We start from the raw sequence: 17,085 nt of genomic DNA on the forward strand, positions 1-17,085 counted from the left end.
ACGTTATTGATTAGGAATTTTATGTCTGAGTTTGATTCAAACTCTAAACCCGAAGATTGTTTAAACATAGATCAGGTTTGGATGCAGAAAGCAATTGAGCTTGCGAAGCTTGGACAATATTCCACACGACCAAACCCGAACGTCGGTTGTGTCATTGTAAAAGATGGACAATGGGTGGGAGAGGGTTATCATCCTCGAGCTGGGCAACCACACGCAGAAGTTTTTGCAATGCGTCAAGCAGGCGAGTCTGCGAAAGGTGCAACTGCTTATGTTACATTGGAACCTTGTGCGCATTATGGCCGTACACCACCTTGTGCCAAAGGGCTGGTTGAAGCGGGTGTAAGTAAGGTTGTTGTTGCATGTGCTGATCCAAATCCTTTGGTGGCTGGTAAAGGTGTTGATATCTTACGTCAGGCAGGGATTAAGGTTGAAACAGGGATCTGTGAGCAACAAGCGGCACAACTCAATAAAGGCTTTTTAAAGGCAATGGCAACAGGGTTGCCTTATGTTCGTTTAAAAGTTGCTTCCAGTTTAGATGGTCGTACTGCAATGGCATCTGGTGAGTCTAAATGGATTACTGGGGCCGAATCACGTCAAGATGTTCAGCATTGGCGGGCCATTTCAGGTGCAGTGATTACTGGGATTGATACTATTTTGGCAGATGACCCACAATTAAATGTACGTTCATTGGGCGATATTGATATTGCAAAGATTGTACAGCCTAAGCGTGTGATTTTAGACCGACAAGGTCGCTTGCCACTCAATGCTCAAATTCTTAACACACCTGAAACAGTGGTGGTCATGGGGCCATTTCGTCAAGAACTTGCTAAGCTGGGCGTGGTACAATTAGAAGTTCAATCTTTAAAAGATTTGCTTGCTACTTTAAAAGATTTCCAAATTTACGATGTGTTGGTTGAAGCTGGTGCGACATTATCCACTGCATTTTTGCAGGGAAATCTGGTGGATGAATTAATCAGTTATGTTGCCCCGACCTTTTTAGGACAATCAGCACGTGCCATGTTCAATGCCGAATTTGAAACGATGGCACAACAATTACGTTTTAAGTTACAAGATGTTCATCAGTTTGGTGATGACATTCGCTTAAGACTTATCCCTTCACAAGAGTCAGTATGAATCCAGAGTCAACATCATCGGTTTACCATAAACGTCGTCATGCTGCGCGTACAACAGATGAATATCTTTTTCATCAGTTAGTTCCCTATTTAGGAAACAAACGCCGTTTGTTGCATCTGATTCTTGAAGCGCTTGAAATCACAGGAACTTTGAATCCTAAGGGTAAACGCGCCCCAATTTTTGCCGATTTTTTTGCTGGCAGTGGTGTGGTTTCGCGCTTAGCTCGTCAAAATGGCTATAGGGTGATTGCCAATGACTGGGAACCTTATAGTCATGCATTAAATCATGCCATTTTGGCATGCACAGATGCACCTGCATTTAAAGAATTGGGTGGGTATCAGAAAGCCATCGATTATTTAAACCGCTTGCCTGAAGTGAAAGGATGGGTTACCCATAACCTTTGTCCGCGCAATGATGAAATTTATGACCCTGCACGAGACCGTTTATTTTTTAAACGCCGCAATGGGATGCGCATAGATGCAATTCGCCAGCAAATTGCTACTTGGCAAGCACAGGGTGCAATTGACGATGTAGAAATGAGTGCGTTATTGGCACCTTTGCTCTATTCGGCAAGTTTTGTCAGCAATACCAGCGGTGTATTTAAAAGCTTCCATCATGGTTGGGGTGGAAAAACCCAAACTGCGTTAGAACGTATTGAATCTTTATTATGGCTTACACCCAGCCGCTTTAGTGAAGTAGGACATAATCAACAGAAAACCCCTATGGCAGAAGTGTGGTGTGTGGATGCACAGCATTTGGCGAATCAGATGAGTGGTTTTGAAGTTGATGTGGCTTATCTAGATCCACCTTATAACCAACATGCCTATAGTAGCAATTATCATGTGCTCAACTCGCTAACACTTTGGGATCAAACTGATTTACCTACACCGGATACAAAAGGTTTTAAAAGCGGGATTGACCGTGCATGGCGTAAAGAACGTCCAAGTCCTTATAACTCCTCTAAGTATGCACAAGAAGCCTATGAGAATTTACTGGAAACCATTAATGCGCGTTATATTCTCACCAGTTACTCCACTGATGGCAATATTGAAGCCAAAGACTTATTGGCAGCTAATCTGAAACGTGGCAAAGTCACCTTATTGACTCAGGATGTGCCTCGCTATCGTGTCAGTAAACAACGTCAGTCTGAGCGCGCACGTGTTCTTGAGTTTATTGTGATCACCGATACTCATTCCAAGTCCGGACCACCATTGCGTCAGCTGTTGGGTCAACTCTATCATTTTGCAGAATTGGGTGGTGTGGATACATCAGGTGTCAGTACGCAATTGGCCTTATGGTAACAACTCGCCTTTGCCTTTAAAATATGTAGCAAGTGCAAAATAAACAAGATTGAACTTCATCAGTTTCTCTCACTGCAGCAGTAGGTAGAATTATGTTCACAGGTATCATTGAAAGTTTGGGTAAAGTCGAAAGTTTACAAAATGTAGGTGGTGATGTGCGCTTACGTATTCAGACTGACTTGGATATGTCTGATGTGCATTTGGGCGACTCTATTGCGACCAATGGGATCTGCTTAACTGTGATCGACTGGGGTAACAACTGGTATGCTGCTGATGTATCCCGTGAAAGTTTAAATCGTTCGACTTTAGCAAGTTGGAAAGCGGGGCAGGCGGTCAATGTAGAAAAAGCAATGTTGCCAACAACACGCTTCGGTGGACATATCGTCAGTGGGCATGTCGATGCTGTGGGTGAAATCACCGTAGTACGTTCAGATGCTCGCTCACTGTATTTCGAAGTCACTGCACCTGTTGAAATTGCTAAATATTTGGCTGAAAAAGGTTCTGTGACTGTAGATGGGATTAGCCTTACTATCAACCATTTACGTGGAAATATATTAAGTTTAAATTTAATTCCACATACTGCTGAACGGACCAATATTGGAACGTGGAAAGTGGGTTCTCAAGTGAATTTAGAAGTGGATGTATTGGCACGTTATATAGAAAGATTGTTACTTGGTGATAAAGCTGCTGAGCCAAAAGCAGAGTCTAAACTCAGTATGGAATTTCTGGCAGCCAATGGTTTTTTAAAATAAATAAAAACAAAACCCGATTAAAAAAGCCTAATTTATTTAGGCCTTTTAATATATACATGATTAAATTAGGCTAATATATCGTGAATTCTTCTGTAAGAGAGTTGAGTATTGCTTGAATTTTTATTGCATTTAGAACAATTATTGCCCACTTTTTTAGAGAATTACGGGTTGTGGATTTATGCCATTTTGTTTCTAATCATTTTTGCAGAAACTGGCTCAGTCTTTATGTTTTTTCTCCCTGGCGATAGTTTATTGATTGCTGTCGGTGCTTTATGTTCTACCGCTGAATCTGTGCATTTGCACTATATGGGTGTGTTGCTGATTATTGCTTCAATTTTGGGTTATATGGTTAACTATTATACTGGGCGTGCGCTAGGTTTTAAGTTTTTCCATGCGCATTCACGTTGGTTTAAGCCTGAATATATTAAAAAGACCAATCATTATTTTGAAAAGCATGGCGGGAAAACCATTCTCGTTGCCCGTTTTGTGCCTTTTGTTCGTTCTTTTGCTCCTTTTGCAGCAGGTGCAGGGCATATGAAAATGCCTGTATTCATGTTGTATAACATTTTAGGTGGATGGATTTGGATTGCGCTATTGCTTGGTGCGGGTTATGGCGCGGGTAACTTATTATCTTTACTGCTCGATTCATTTTAATCAGATTTAGACAGTCGTAAACTGCCCCGATGAATAAGCCGAATATGGATCCTCAACATTCGGCTTATTCATGTTGAGAATAGAATAAAATCACGAGGGGTTTTATTTAAAAAATCAGATGTATTTATCAAAATAATTTGCTGCTATTTTTACGCACTGACACAAAAAATATCTAGAAAGTGAAAACAGAAAAAGCTTTCAAATCGCCAAAGTGCTAACATTTTGCAAGTTTTAAAATCTTAATGCTGGTGAGCAAAAATGTTAATACAACGTGGTGGGTTAAAAGTTGTGGCTGGGCTTGGAATTTCAGGCGTTTCAGCAGTAAATTTTCTTCATGAAAATGGCTACCGTGTTGCAGTCACAGATTCTCGTGAAGTTCCACCAGGACATGAGCAAATTCCAGCAGCAGTTCAAACCAGCTTTGGTCAACTCGATCAAGATTTACTTTTGCAAGCTGAAGAGATCGTCATTAGTCCCGGGTTAGATCCTCAGTTACCAGCAATTCAAGCTGCGATTGCAAAAGGCATTCCAGTCATCAGTGAAATTCAAATTCTCCGCCGTGCTACAGATAAACCGATTGTGGCGATTACTGGCTCAAATGCAAAAAGTACCGTGACCACTTTGATTGGCCTAATGGCGCAAGAAGCAGGAGTAAAGGTTGCGGTAGGGGGTAACTTGGGTCGCCCAGCTTTAGATTTAACCCATGATGATCCAGATGTTTATATCCTTGAGCTTTCCAGCTTTCAATTGGAAGCAACCTCGAGTTTAAATGCCGAAGTGGCTGTGGTCTTGAACATGAGTGAAGACCACTTGGACCGTCATGGGGATATGGCAGGTTACCATGCGGCAAAACATCGTATTTTCCAAGGTGTGAAAAAAGTCGTATATAACCGTGACGATTCATTGACGCGTCCATTGGTGCCAGATGTTACACCGATGCAAAGCTTTGGGCTCAATGCACCTGATTTAAAACAATACGGTATCCTAAGAGAAGATAACGGTACGATTTGGTTAGCGCGAGGTCGTGAACGTCTACTCAAAAGTTCAGAGATGTATATTCAAGGGACACATAATGTTGCCAATGCTTTGGCATGTTTAGCTCTAGGTGAAGCGATTGGTTTGCCTATAGACAAAATGCTTGAAACCTTAAAAACATTTAAAGGTTTAGAGCATCGTTGCGAATTCGTTAAAGAAGTCGATGGTGTGCGTTATTATAATGATTCTAAAGGCACCAATATCGGTGCAACTTTGGCTGCATTGGATGGCTTAGGTGCTGCAATTGAAGCACAAGATGGTCAGGTTGCGATTATTCTGGGTGGTCAGGGCAAAGGACAGGATTTTACTGCACTACGTGAGTCTCTGCAAAAATATGCCAAAGTTGCAGTACTGATTGGTGAAGACAGCTCAATTATTGAAAACGCCATTACAGGGACAACAGAACTTCTACATGCAGCATCTTTGCAACAAGCTGTAGAACTTTGTCAACAACATACGCATGCGCAAGATGTAGTGCTATTATCACCTGCATGTGCAAGCTTTGATATGTTTACAGGCTATCCTGAGCGTGGTCATCGCTTTGTTGAATATGTAAATGCTCTAAACTAAAAAGAATCATAAGGAAATAAAGTATGGCTGGGTTAGCTCAGACGACTATAAGTAAGATTAACCAAGTGTATGATCGTTGGATGCCAAAATTGCCGGCAGAGATTACACCACGTAATGTACTGATATTTTGCGTCATATCATTGTTATGTATTGGAACGGTGATGGTGGCTTCGGCTTCAATGCCTTACGCAGAAAGAATGCATGAAAACGAATTTCACTATGTGATTCGCCATGCAATTTCGATTGTGGTGGCTTTTGTTGCGGCCGCAATTACCTATCGAGTTTCACTCAACCTTTGGTTTAAAAATACCTTTCCATTGTGGTTGATCACCATTGCTTTATTGCTCGCCGTTTTAGTTGTGGGTACTGAGGTTAATGGCTCAACACGATGGATTCGTGTCGGGGGATTTACCTTGCAGGCAACCGAAGTCGCCAAGGTGATGATGGCGATATTCACGGCGGACTATGTGGTCCGCCGTGCTGAAGAAGTCCGTAATAATATTAAGGGCTTGGTACGTCTTGGTGTGGTGATGTTGCTGACGGTCGGACTGATTATTGCAGAACCTGATTTAGGTGCAACTGTGGTTATTGCAGTTTCGATGCTGGGTGTATTCTTCTTGGCTGGTGCGCCTATGATCCAGTTTGGCTTTGCATTTGGTGCGATTCTGGTGGCATTTGTATCATTGATCGTGTTTGAACCTTATCGTTATGAGCGCTTAATGTCATTCTCAAACCCTTGGGCTGATCCTTTAGGCTCAGGTTATCAATTGTCGAATGCATTGATGGCGTTTGGTCGTGGTGAATGGTTTGGGGTAGGCTTAGGACATAGTATTCAAAAAATGTCTTATCTACCAGAAGCACATACCGACTTTATGTTGGCAATTTTAGGTGAAGAATTCGGTTTCTTTGGTATTTCGACTGTTTTGTTGCTCTCGTTTGTGATGTTGATTTGCTGTATTCGTATTGGTCAACGTGCGCTCAATCATCAATATTTGCGAGCAGGTTATTTGGCTTATGGGATTAGCATTATTTTCTTATTACAGATCTTAGTGAATGCAGGCATGAATATGGGAATGTTACCGACCAAGGGGCTGACGCTTCCATTTATTAGTTATGGTGGTTCATCTTTAATTATGTGTGCGGTGATGATCAGTTTAATTCTTAAAATTGATGCAACCACCAAAGATGCTAATCCAGCGCGAGAAGAGTCCAGTTTTTAGCAATTTATTTAATTTGAATAAAAAAGCCATTTGATCAAAAGTGGCTTTTTTATTGGTAAATGGCTTTTATCTCTGTTCCTTTGGGAATACTTGTAATATCCCACTGAGTGATGGCTTGAACCAACATTTTATCTGGCTGATCTAAGTCCACTGGCGCTTGTCCAAGCGCTATAATCGCCTCTAAAAGCAATTCAGACGCATGTTTGACATCAAGGGCTTGAGCATGGTTCTGTTTAGAGAGTTTTTGCCCTAGATGATTCATTGCAAGCGGCAAGTGCATATATTCAAGAGCGGGATAGCCTAAAAGCTGCCCTAGCCAAATTTGACGTTCAGTATTATCCAATAAATCCGCACCACGTACCACATGGCTGATCTCTTGTAAATAATCATCGACAACGACTGCCAATTGATAGTTGATAATGCCGTCACGACGTGTGAGAACAAAATCACCTAAATCGTGGTGTAAATTAGCGCAATGTTGCCCTTGTAATCGATCATTGAAACAAATATTTTGATCAGACACTTTTAAACGAATGGCTTGGTTTTCGAAGTCGAGCTGTTTGTCTCGGCAAGTTCCAGCGTAGATATGATTTGACCCTAATATTTTTCGGGTACATTCACAAGCATAAACTAAATTGTTTTGTTTGAGTTGTTCGATTACTGACTGGTAAATGTCTAAGCGATGTCTTTGATAAACGATTTCAACATCAGATTGGAAACCAAAAGCGTCTAGACACTTTAAAATGTGCTGTTCACTATCTGGATAAATACGTGGAATATCCGTATCTTCTATTCGGACGATCCATTGCCCATGATGAGCTTTAGCATCGCAATAACTCGCAACAGCAGTCACCAAGGAGCCAAAATGTAACGGCCCTGTGGGTGAAGGTGCAAACCGTCCTTTGTATACAGTATTCTTCCTCCCTCCCTTTGGAAAAGAGAGGGGTGGGGAGGAATTTGACACAGCGTTAACCGTTATTTTGCTTCTCTTTGATCTCAGCAAGGGTTTTGCAATCGATACATAAAGTTGCGGTTGGTCGTGCTTCTAAACGGCGTAAACCAATTTCGATACCACACGTTTCACAGAAACCATAGTCGTCATTTTTAATCGCTTCAATAGATTGCTCTATTTTGCGAATAAGTTTACGTTCACGGTCACGGGTACGTAACTCAATGGCAAACTCTTCTTCTTGCGTAGCACGGTCATTTACATCAGGTAAAGAAGAAGATTCATCTTGCATTGTATTTAGGGTGCGATCCACTTCCGACATCAATTCAGCTTTCCATGCCAGCAAAATTTTACGAAAATGTTCGAGCTGCCCCTCAGACATGTATTCTTCATTTTTCTTTGGCTGATAAGGCTCGATACCGAATAGACTTGCTGTAGTACCGTTTTCATTGGTCTTCGGCTTGGTTTTACGCACTCGCTTTACAGACTTATCATCTGCTGCTGTTTGTTCTTCCAAGACTTGATTTTGGTTGTCATTCGCCATAAAGGGCATTCCTCATCATATACGTATTATCTATACGCAAAAAATATGGTGATATGCAAGTATTTTTTATCACTACCAACAGAATGAATCTATCGGGGGCGTCATCATATAGATTTTTTTACCAAGATGAAAGTCACCTAACCCTGAATTAGACTTTCTGCATATCTCGTTGGACGAATAACTTAATAGAAAAAAACAAAAATGAAAAGCTAGTAACCTGAAATTTCTTCATTAATTGTAACTTTGAAGTGATCCAAGCGGTGTACAAAGGTATCAAATTCACCATTGGCTTTTAAATGTAAGCAACGGTAACCAGGTGCAATCGGATCAAATGAAAACTCTTGGCTGAGTGGTTTAAATTGCACACAAGTCGCAGGCGTAGAAATAAAATGTATTCCATTCCATATATTATAGGACTCTTGATGAACATGACCATGTAAAACAGCTTTGATGTTATCAAATGGTTCAAGTACAGCTTTTAATTCATCTGCATTTTTTAACTTGTGCTGATCGAGCCATTTCGAATGCATATCAAAAGGATTGTGATGACAAGCGATGAGTATGAATTTGTCGCTCATTTTTTCCAATAACAGTTTTAGATGTGCCAATTGTTCTGTTTGAATGTTTCCATCAGTACGCCCGCTCACAGCACTATTCAGCAAAATGATACGCCATTGATCTAACTCAATAACTGCGGGAATCGGTTCTGGCGCATGGAAGGGAAACAAGTTCAGATTGTCGTGATTTCCTGGAATTTGATAAAAATTGATACCAAAACGCTGCATATAATCTAAATAGCGCGCATAGGTTTCTGGAAACGCAGCTTGAGCCAAATCACCTGTATGTAAAATTAAATCGATATTTTTATAGCGTTGCTGAATATCATCCATAACGGCATGAAAGCTTTCTTCAGGATTAATCCCGACAAATTCAGCCTCAGGTCTATCCTTCAGATGTGTATCTGTGATTTGGATAATTACTCTATCTTTATCAGTTTGCGGCAATATCTCTGATTGCATGCCTTTCCCCTAGACATTTTCAAATGTATGCAAGTGCTGTTGTAGCCATTGCAAAGCCATAATCACAGGCGCATTTTTTAAACGATTACTTTGTAATAAGATGCACAGATCTGAATAATCAATGATATGAAGTTTGATATTTTCACTTTCATCAGGCATACCAAACACCCCACCTTCAGCGGGTAACGCTGCTTGAGCAACATAGAGATGGAAGATTTCATCACATGCACCAGCAGATGGATAGAAGCTAAACAAGTGTCTGATTTGATTTAATTCACATCCAGATTCTTCAACGCTTTCTCGCCGAATGCAACTTTCTGGAGATTCATCTCCATCGAGTACACCTGCGATGATTTCAAGTTGCCAAGGTGAAACAACATCATCAATCGCCCCCACACGAAACTGTTCAATCAATGCAAATTTCTGTTGCTGATCATTATAAATCAGTACGCCAGCAGCCTCTTTACGGCGAATCAATTCACGTTGGATGGTTGTGGTATATTCAGTTTGATTAAATAATCGGTGTCGCAAGCTCACTTTTTCGACTTGAACAAAACCTTTAAAGGCATATTCACGAGATTGTATTTCTACATCATTATGTGTGTAGGTTGCTTGCTGAATGATGTTCATGTGCACAGTTAGGATGAAACATATTCATTTCATCCTAACTGAGAAATAGTGAAAGACAAAAGTTTTTTTTAAACTTTACACTTTATGGTACAACTTTTGCCCTTGTTCCTGATAAACGGATTTCATGGTTTTGAGACCATCTTCTATAACCGTTTTGTTATTTACAGGTTGTGCTGCATTTTGTTGATTTTGTGCATAATCTCGCACGTTTTGAGTGATTTTCATCGAGCAGAACTTAGGTCCGCACATTGAACAGAAGTGTGCGGACTTATGTGCCTCTTTAGGCATAGTCTCATCATGCATCGATCTTGCTGTATCTGGATCGAGGCTGAGATTGAACTGATCTTCCCAACGGAATTCAAAGCGTGCCTTAGATAAAGCATTGTCACGGACTTGTGCACCCGGATGTCCTTTGGCTAAATCAGCAGCATGTGCTGCGATTTTATAGGTGATAATCCCGTCTTTAACATCTTTCTTATTGGGCAGGCCCAAATGCTCTTTTGGGGTCACATAACACAGCATGGCCGTGCCATACCAACCAATCATTGCTGCGCCAATCGCAGAAGTAATGTGGTCATAGCCTGGAGCAATATCTGTGGTGAGTGGTCCAAGGGTATAGAACGGTGCTTCTTGACAGACTTCAAGTTGCAGGTCCATATTTTCTTTCACCATATGCATTGGAACATGGCCTGGCCCTTCGATCATGACTTGAACATCATGTTTCCATGCTCGATGGGTTAGTTCACCTAAAGTGCGTAATTCTGAAAATTGCGCTTCATCATTGGCATCTTGAATACAACCTGGGCGTAAACCATCACCTAAGCTGAAAGACACATCATAGGCTTTCATGATTTCGCAGATTTCATCAAAATGTGTATAGAGGAAATTTTCTTCATGATGTGCCAAACACCATTGCGCCATGATCGAACCGCCACGTGATACGATTCCAGTCAAACGATTGGCTGTCATTGGCACATATCGCAATAAGACCCCAGCATGAATGGTGAAATAATCGACACCTTGTTCAGCTTGTTCAATTAAAGTATCTTTAAAAATTTCCCATGTGAGGTTTTCTGCAACACCATCGACTTTTTCAAGTGCTTGATAAATAGGAACTGTACCAATTGGAACAGGCGAGTTACGGATAATCCATTCACGAGTTTCGTGGATATTTTTACCTGTCGATAAGTCCATGATGGTGTCTGCACCCCAACGGGTTGCCCATGTCATTTTCGACACTTCTTCATCTATTGATGAACCCAAAGCTGAGTTTCCGATATTGGCATTAATTTTCACCAAGAAATTACGTCCAATAATCATGGGTTCGCATTCAGGATGGTTAATATTGGCTGGAATGATGGCACGCCCTTCAGCGACTTCCTTACGCACAAATTCAGGGGTGATTTGCATAAGGTTGTGGGCGCCAAAATTTTGTCCTGCATGTTGGCGCATATCTACACCCTCATGCTGGCGTTGATTTTCACGAATGGCAATGTATTCCATTTCAGGCGTAATAATACCTTGCTTGGCATAATGCATTTGAGTGACATTATTGCCTGTTTTTGCACGACGTGGTTTTTGAATATGGGCAAAACGTATTTCAGCAGTACGAATATCTTTCAGACGTTCTTGACCAAATTTAGAGGTTAAGCTGGCTAAATGCTCAGTATCCGCACGTTCTTCAATCCAAGATTCACGTACATTGGGTAAGCCTTTATTCAAATCAATGTGTACGTTGGGATCGGTATAAACACCTGAAGTGTCGTAGACCATAATTGGTGGATTTTTTTCACCACCAAGGCCTGTTGGGGTATCCGTGAGTTCAATTTCACGCATCGGTACTTGAATATCTGGGCGTGAACCTTGAATATAAACTTTTTTAGATGCGGGTAAAATTCGAGTCAGATCTTTGGCTTCTTGCTCGTGTTGAGCCAATTGATCAGCAGGGGATAGATTCGTTAATTGGTTCATTACAATGATCCTTATGAATGACATCAACGAATCAAGCACGACCAAAAACGGTGGCAAATCTAGTCTATTTTATCTGCTAAATTCATCATCAGAATAAAGCGCTATTGCGACAAAAATAGATAAACTATGGGCTGTCAGTTTTTAGATGCTTGATTCCTACGCAGGTCTTAACCTGATCAGGTTCAACGGTACTTTAGTTTAAGTTTTGGCAAGGAGATGCAAAACTGACTAAATCTCAGCGAGGTATTACTCGCGCTCCGTCAAGCGATGTTCAAATCTTAGCATGTTCTTATTGAAAATATGCTGGCATACAGATATCAATTTCAATTATTTTCTTGGGCCAGAATTACCTCGACAGATTTTCTAATTTTTTGTTCAAATGCTTCACGTTGTGCTCGGATGTCTTGCTGTTCAGCTGAATTATCTTCAGGATACTGGCTAGATGGTTTTGGCATTTGTTGCCAAAGCGTTTCACTTGCATTGATTAAATTCACAAATTTCTGTGCAGTTGGGCTACTTGCAGTTTTACTTCCTGCAATTTTTTCAATCGCTTTGATTGCTTGTTCATCTGCAATTTTATCGTCATCGAACCAGAGCGTGCGAGTGTTGTCCTCGCCTTGAAAAAGTGCACTACGGTATTGTTCAATGTTCTCTACGACTTGATGTTTAAAATGGTTGTTGGGGTAGTCTTTATTGAATTTTTCCCAATATAACAGTCGATTGGCCACTTCATCAAAACTAATTGCTAACCCTGCGTCCATAATATAGTTGGCACCTGTATACTCTTTACGGATCTGTTTAAAGTAGACCTGATCTGATTTTTCTAAATAGGGTGCAAAAGTATCCAGATCATATTGTGGATGCTGTACAAAGGTGTACTCACCTTCGCCGATATAAAATTTTGCTAAATATAAGTCTTTTGAGTGATCAACTAAATATTTTTCACGTGGTTTTAACTTTTTATACAGTTCTTGTTTTTGTTGAGCTGTCATCGACTGACCGTCTGCAAGTGTGTCGGTCATATATTGAAATACTTCAGGCGAGGCATCTGCGATGAGTTTTTGATAAATGTTTTCAATTTTTGCTTGCCATTGATAGCGTGTTTTTAATGGAGTAGATGCGAGACATTTTTTAAATAATTGATTGAGGTCATTTAAATCTTCAACGATAACCTTTTTTTCTAATTTTTTGATGCTTGTAGCTATCTCGTTACAGTTTTGTGGAATAGCTGGAATTTCAATTGTACGGGTCTGAGCCACTTCAGAAGCAGCTGCTTCGGTTGTTTCATTTTTTTGATTATTCTCATGTTTTTGGCAAGCGCTGAATAGGACACAAATGAAAAGTGTTGTGAGTGACAAATGTTGTTTTAAAACTTTCATAGAATGACTGTTGTTGTGAGTTATTGAATGCCACAAGAATAATAAAAATTGAACTGAAATAACATCTAACTGTCAGAACAAATCGCATCGCTAAAGCAATCTTTTTTAACACGCTTAAAGTCGATTGGGCTTAGATTTAGATATTGATTGAGTTGGGAAAGTGCCAATAATTGAGGAATATTTTCTAGTTTAGTGCGTTCTTTTTCACTAATTTGAATTTTTTGTTGTCTTTGCTCTTTGCTCATGTTTAAAAAATGAACAAACTTTTTCGCCTGTGCTGAAAGCTCACCATCATTAGATTTTGCCAATCGTTCAATCACCAACCAACTTAAGGCATCTATATCGGTTTGATTTTCAAAACTTATCGAAATAGGTGCTTCTTCAGTACCTAAAAATAATAGACTGCTATATGCATTTTTTAGGAACTGCGCATCATTTAAAAAAGGGCTATTGGGGTAGGTTTGGAGGTAATCTTGCCAAAATTTAGCTCTTTTGGCAGTTTCTTCAGCATCAATATCGAGTTTATGATTTTTAAAAAGTGGGTGAGTATTTTGTTCTGCAAGATTTTCGATAAAAACTTGTTCAGGCGCAGTTAGATACGGCGCGAAAACTTTTGCTAGATATTGCGGGCTTCTACGATAGACAATTTTATCATCTGTTTGTTCGGTCAGCTCAATATAAGCTTGCCCTTTGTGACGTAATAAATATTGATCACGAAGATTAAGTTGTTCAAATTTACTTTGTTGAATGGTGGGGTATGCAGCTTGATCTAAAGCATAATTTTCAAATGCTTGCTGTTGTTCTGAAGTACGTTCGATCTGTAAAAATTGTTGATACATACGTTTTGACTGATGCATCAATACCATTTGTTCCGCAGGTTTCATCAATGGCAAACACATACGAATATCTTGATTGACTTGCTCTATTGCAAGTGTGGTTCTTTTTTCGTTGATTGCAAGCATTTCATTTTTGAGATTTTGACAAATTTGAGTTAAATCAGGTATTGGATTTTCTTTTGGTGGAGTCTCTTTAGACTCTTTAACAATGTCAGTCGTTGGTTTTTGGCATGCGATAACCATCATGCAACTCAATATAACGAGTATGCCTGAAATGAGAAAATGAAGGATATTGCGAGGAAATTTCATTCGACCAGCATTTAAAAGAAGCTCAATTTTGTTCGGTGCCATTGTCGCTGAATCGAGGCTAAATAAATGAAATATTTTGTAGTTTTGTGATAATAAAACGTTAATTTTTGCAAGAAACTGAGGCGTGTGTCTAACTTAAGGTTGGTAAAAATTAGCATTCGATAAATAATCAAGAATTGGGTTTATATGGATTTTCATAGCAAAGTTACATATTTAAATTCAGTAGATTGTAGTAGTATATTTACTCTAATCACTTTGATTGGAAGCAAAATGAGCTATATTGAGAAATTTATTTGAAAGAAAAATACTTGTCATAAAATATTCATGATGAATGTGCTTTAATATTAATCCATAAAAATAGTTTTGTTGCGTGTGGAGCATCTAACCTTGAGCCCAAGTAATCCTGTATTAAACCATCACATATCTTCTCAATTTAATGAGGACTTACAGGATGTGAATACCAAATTTATGACCATGGGTGGTTTGGTAGAACAACAAGTCGCAAATGCAGTGCACGCTTTATTGGATACCAATGCCAATATGGCGATTGATGTTCAATTTCAAGACAATACAGTCAATCGTTATGAACGAGAAATTGATGAAGCACTGACTTTGATTCTGGCGCGTCGTCATCCAGCTGCAATCGACTTACGCATGGTAATTGCCATGAGTAAAGCCAATACCGATTTAGAGCGTATTGGTGATGAAGCTGCAAAAATTGCCCGCATAGCACAGACTTTATGTGAAGAGGGTGAATCGCCGCGTGGTTATATGGAAACACGGCATATTGGTAATCAAGTGCGTGTAATGATTCATGATGCTTTAGATGCTTTTGCGCGTGTAGATGCAGAACAGGCTTTAAAAGTTTTGTTGGCAGATGCAGATATTGACCGTGAATACCAATCTTCGACGCGCACACTAATGACCTACATGATCGAAGATCCACGTCATATTAGCCGTGTAATCAATGTGATGTGGGTATTGCGTTCACTTGAGCGGATTGGTGATCATGCGCGTAATATCTCAGAACAAGTCATTTATATTGCAAAAGGTTTTGATGTTCGTCATACCAGCGTTGAAGAAATTGAGCAAAAAGTACAAGGCAAGTAATTGAATTTATGATCAATAAAAAGACCTGAATCATTCAGGTCTTTTTATTTGTAATATTTAAGATTACAAAAATAAAATTACACCTGAGCAAGTGCTTGTTCTAAGTCCGCAATCAAATCCTCGATATGTTCAATACCCACAGATAAACGCACCATATCAATACTCACACCAGCTGCTTTTAGCTCTGTTTCATTAAGTTGACGATGAGTGGTGGTTGCTGGATGACAGGCTAAACTTTTTGCATCACCAATATTCACTAGGCGAGTAAACAGCTGTAGTGCGTCGATAAAACGGGTACCACCTTCACGTCCATCTTTTACCCCAAAAGACAGAATTGCAGAGGGTTTACCTTTAACATACTTTTGTGCCAAAGCATGCTGTGGATGATCTTTTAAACCTGCATAGTTAACCCATTGCACTTTTGGATGCGCCTGTAAATATTCAGCGACTTTTTGTGCATTTTCAGTATGGCGTTCCATACGCAAATTTAGTGTTTCTAAACCTTGTAAAATTAAGAATACGCTGAGTGGGCTAATCGCTGCGCCTGTATTTCTTAATGGGACAACACGTGCACGGGCAATATATGCTGCAGCACCCAAAGCTTCTACATAGTTCACCCCATGATAACTTGGATCGGGGGTATTTAAGACTTTGAAGCGCTCGGGATATTTGCCCCAAGGAAATTTACCACTATCGACAATCGCACCACCAATCGAGTTGCCATGACCTCCAATATATTTAGTCAATGAATGCACCACGATATCTGCACCATGTTCAAAAGGTTTCAGTAGGGCAGGTGTTGCAACAGTATTATCCACAATGACGGGTACACCATATTCATGTGCGATTTTAGCAATGGCATCTAGGTCAATAATATTACCCAACGGATTGCCAATCGACTCAACGAAAACCAATTTGGTTTTTTCATCAATCAAGCCGCGCAATGCTTCAGGATCTTGGTAATCAAAGAAACGTACTTCAATGCCTTGTTTAGGTAACGTATGGGCAAATAAATTATAGGTGCCGCCATACAGCGTTGAAACCGATGCAATATTGTCACCTGCTTCTGCAATAGTCTGGATTGAGTAAGTAATCGCAGACATACCAGAAGCCAATGCTAAAGCACCGATACCGCCCTCAAGTGCGCTCAGGCGTTGCTCAAGCACAGCTGTGGTTGGGTTCATGATACGTGTATAAATATTCCCTTGAACTTTAAGATCAAATAGATCTGCGCCGTGCTGCGTATTATCAAAGGCATAAGAGGTTGTTTGATAAATGGGAACGGCTACGGCTTTAGTCGTTGCTTCTGGTTCATAGCCTGCATGTATCGCAAGAGTTTCATCTTTATATGTCATGTTCTTCCGTCAACTTTTTATTAAATTTCAATAGAGTGTAACAAATAAATATATGAAGTAAACAAGGGTTTATATATTTTAAAATCATAAAAATAGATAAAGCCAACATTGTAGCCCGTGTTGAATTCAGTTTGAACGAGTAAATAGAGACCGAATATCGCTGAGTTCATTAAGCTGTCATTTGCTCAAACTAGCATAGACACTTCTATAAATTCTGTTATTAAAAAACACAATAAATAAGCAGTAATAAATAAACTAACTCGCCATAAAACAACTTTAACTTTAGTACGCTCTAGTTTACTGGGTTTGACCGCATG

General features: G+C 39.9%; 15 protein-coding genes and 1 riboswitch. Of the genes, 7 read left to right on the top strand and 8 right to left on the bottom strand.

Going from position 1 to position 17,085, the window contains the following annotated elements; translation table 11 throughout:
- The first annotated feature begins 21 nt into the window (after window positions 1–21).
- The 6 genes from ribD (at window position 22) to ftsW (ending at window position 6,666) form a co-directional block, all read left to right on the top strand.
- A complete protein-coding gene (gene ribD / locus AC4CVF_RS20235; protein ID WP_336953635.1) occupies window positions 22–1,134 on the top strand; it encodes a bifunctional diaminohydroxyphosphoribosylaminopyrimidine deaminase/5-amino-6-(5-phosphoribosylamino)uracil reductase RibD in 1,113 nt (370 codons plus the stop codon).
- Window positions 1,131–2,435: a DNA adenine methylase gene (locus AC4CVF_RS20240; protein ID WP_419328006.1), complete on the top strand. Its 1,305-nt coding sequence runs from the start codon at window positions 1,131–1,133 to the stop codon at window positions 2,433–2,435. The genes ribD and AC4CVF_RS20240 overlap by 4 nt, the downstream gene beginning before the upstream one ends.
- 92 nt (window positions 2,436–2,527) lie before the next feature.
- Window positions 2,528–3,187, top strand: a complete 660-nt coding sequence (locus AC4CVF_RS20245) for a riboflavin synthase (RefSeq protein WP_336953637.1) — start codon at window positions 2,528–2,530, stop codon at window positions 3,185–3,187.
- Window positions 3,188–3,295: 108 nt separating this feature from the next.
- The gene (locus AC4CVF_RS20250; RefSeq protein ID WP_004725292.1) at window positions 3,296–3,841 is read left to right on the top strand and encodes a VTT domain-containing protein; all 546 of its coding nucleotides are present in this window, start codon (window positions 3,296–3,298) and stop codon (window positions 3,839–3,841) included.
- A gap of 258 nt (window positions 3,842–4,099) precedes the next feature.
- Window positions 4,100–5,446: a UDP-N-acetylmuramoyl-L-alanine--D-glutamate ligase gene (gene murD / locus AC4CVF_RS20255; RefSeq protein WP_336953638.1), complete on the top strand. Its 1,347-nt coding sequence runs from the start codon at window positions 4,100–4,102 to the stop codon at window positions 5,444–5,446.
- Window positions 5,447–5,469: 23 nt separating this feature from the next.
- Window positions 5,470–6,666 carry a putative lipid II flippase FtsW gene (gene ftsW, locus AC4CVF_RS20260; RefSeq protein WP_419328005.1) on the top strand — a complete coding sequence of 399 codons (1,197 nt, stop codon included), beginning with the start codon at window positions 5,470–5,472 and terminating at the stop codon, window positions 6,664–6,666.
- Between the two features lie 49 nt (window positions 6,667–6,715).
- Here ftsW and gluQRS read toward each other — a convergent pair whose 3' ends face one another.
- From gluQRS to AC4CVF_RS20295, 7 genes are all read right to left on the bottom strand, one after another.
- A complete protein-coding gene (gene gluQRS, locus AC4CVF_RS20265) occupies window positions 6,716–7,630 on the bottom strand; it encodes a tRNA glutamyl-Q(34) synthetase GluQRS (RefSeq protein ID WP_336953640.1) in 915 nt (304 codons plus the stop codon).
- Window positions 7,631–7,634: 4 nt separating this feature from the next.
- Window positions 7,635–8,159, bottom strand: coding sequence for an RNA polymerase-binding protein DksA (gene dksA, locus AC4CVF_RS20270; RefSeq protein WP_336953641.1), 525 nt, complete (start codon window positions 8,157–8,159; stop codon window positions 7,635–7,637).
- A gap of 209 nt (window positions 8,160–8,368) precedes the next feature.
- A complete protein-coding gene (gene cpdA, locus AC4CVF_RS20275) occupies window positions 8,369–9,178 on the bottom strand; it encodes a 3',5'-cyclic-AMP phosphodiesterase (protein WP_490789875.1) in 810 nt (269 codons plus the stop codon).
- Window positions 9,179–9,187: 9 nt separating this feature from the next.
- Window positions 9,188–9,808, bottom strand: coding sequence for an NUDIX domain-containing protein (locus tag AC4CVF_RS20280; protein ID WP_336953643.1), 621 nt, complete (start codon window positions 9,806–9,808; stop codon window positions 9,188–9,190).
- Between the two features lie 75 nt (window positions 9,809–9,883).
- Window positions 9,884–11,779 carry a phosphomethylpyrimidine synthase ThiC gene (gene thiC / locus AC4CVF_RS20285; protein WP_490789876.1) on the bottom strand — a complete coding sequence of 632 codons (1,896 nt, stop codon included), beginning with the start codon at window positions 11,777–11,779 and terminating at the stop codon, window positions 9,884–9,886.
- A gap of 136 nt (window positions 11,780–11,915) precedes the next feature.
- A riboswitch (TPP riboswitch) is annotated at window positions 11,916–12,049 on the bottom strand.
- Between the two features lie 53 nt (window positions 12,050–12,102).
- The gene (locus AC4CVF_RS20290) at window positions 12,103–13,158 is read right to left on the bottom strand and encodes a hypothetical protein (RefSeq protein WP_490789877.1); all 1,056 of its coding nucleotides are present in this window, start codon (window positions 13,156–13,158) and stop codon (window positions 12,103–12,105) included.
- A gap of 65 nt (window positions 13,159–13,223) precedes the next feature.
- The gene (locus AC4CVF_RS20295) at window positions 13,224–14,240 is read right to left on the bottom strand and encodes a hypothetical protein (RefSeq protein ID WP_336953646.1); all 1,017 of its coding nucleotides are present in this window, start codon (window positions 14,238–14,240) and stop codon (window positions 13,224–13,226) included.
- A 450-nt stretch (window positions 14,241–14,690) separates the two neighbouring features.
- Between AC4CVF_RS20295 and phoU the strand changes: the two genes are divergently transcribed.
- Window positions 14,691–15,413: a phosphate signaling complex protein PhoU gene (gene phoU / locus AC4CVF_RS20300; RefSeq protein ID WP_490789878.1), complete on the top strand. Its 723-nt coding sequence runs from the start codon at window positions 14,691–14,693 to the stop codon at window positions 15,411–15,413.
- 77 nt (window positions 15,414–15,490) lie between these two features.
- On the opposite strand, the gene AC4CVF_RS20305 is transcribed toward phoU, so the two are convergent.
- Entirely contained in the window at window positions 15,491–16,768 is a 1,278-nt protein-coding gene (locus tag AC4CVF_RS20305) for an O-acetylhomoserine aminocarboxypropyltransferase/cysteine synthase family protein (RefSeq protein ID WP_336953648.1), read from the bottom strand.
- Between the last annotated feature and the right edge of the window lie 317 nt (window positions 16,769–17,085).

The sequence above is a fragment of the Acinetobacter sp. LipI_19 genome (assembly GCF_058242925.1).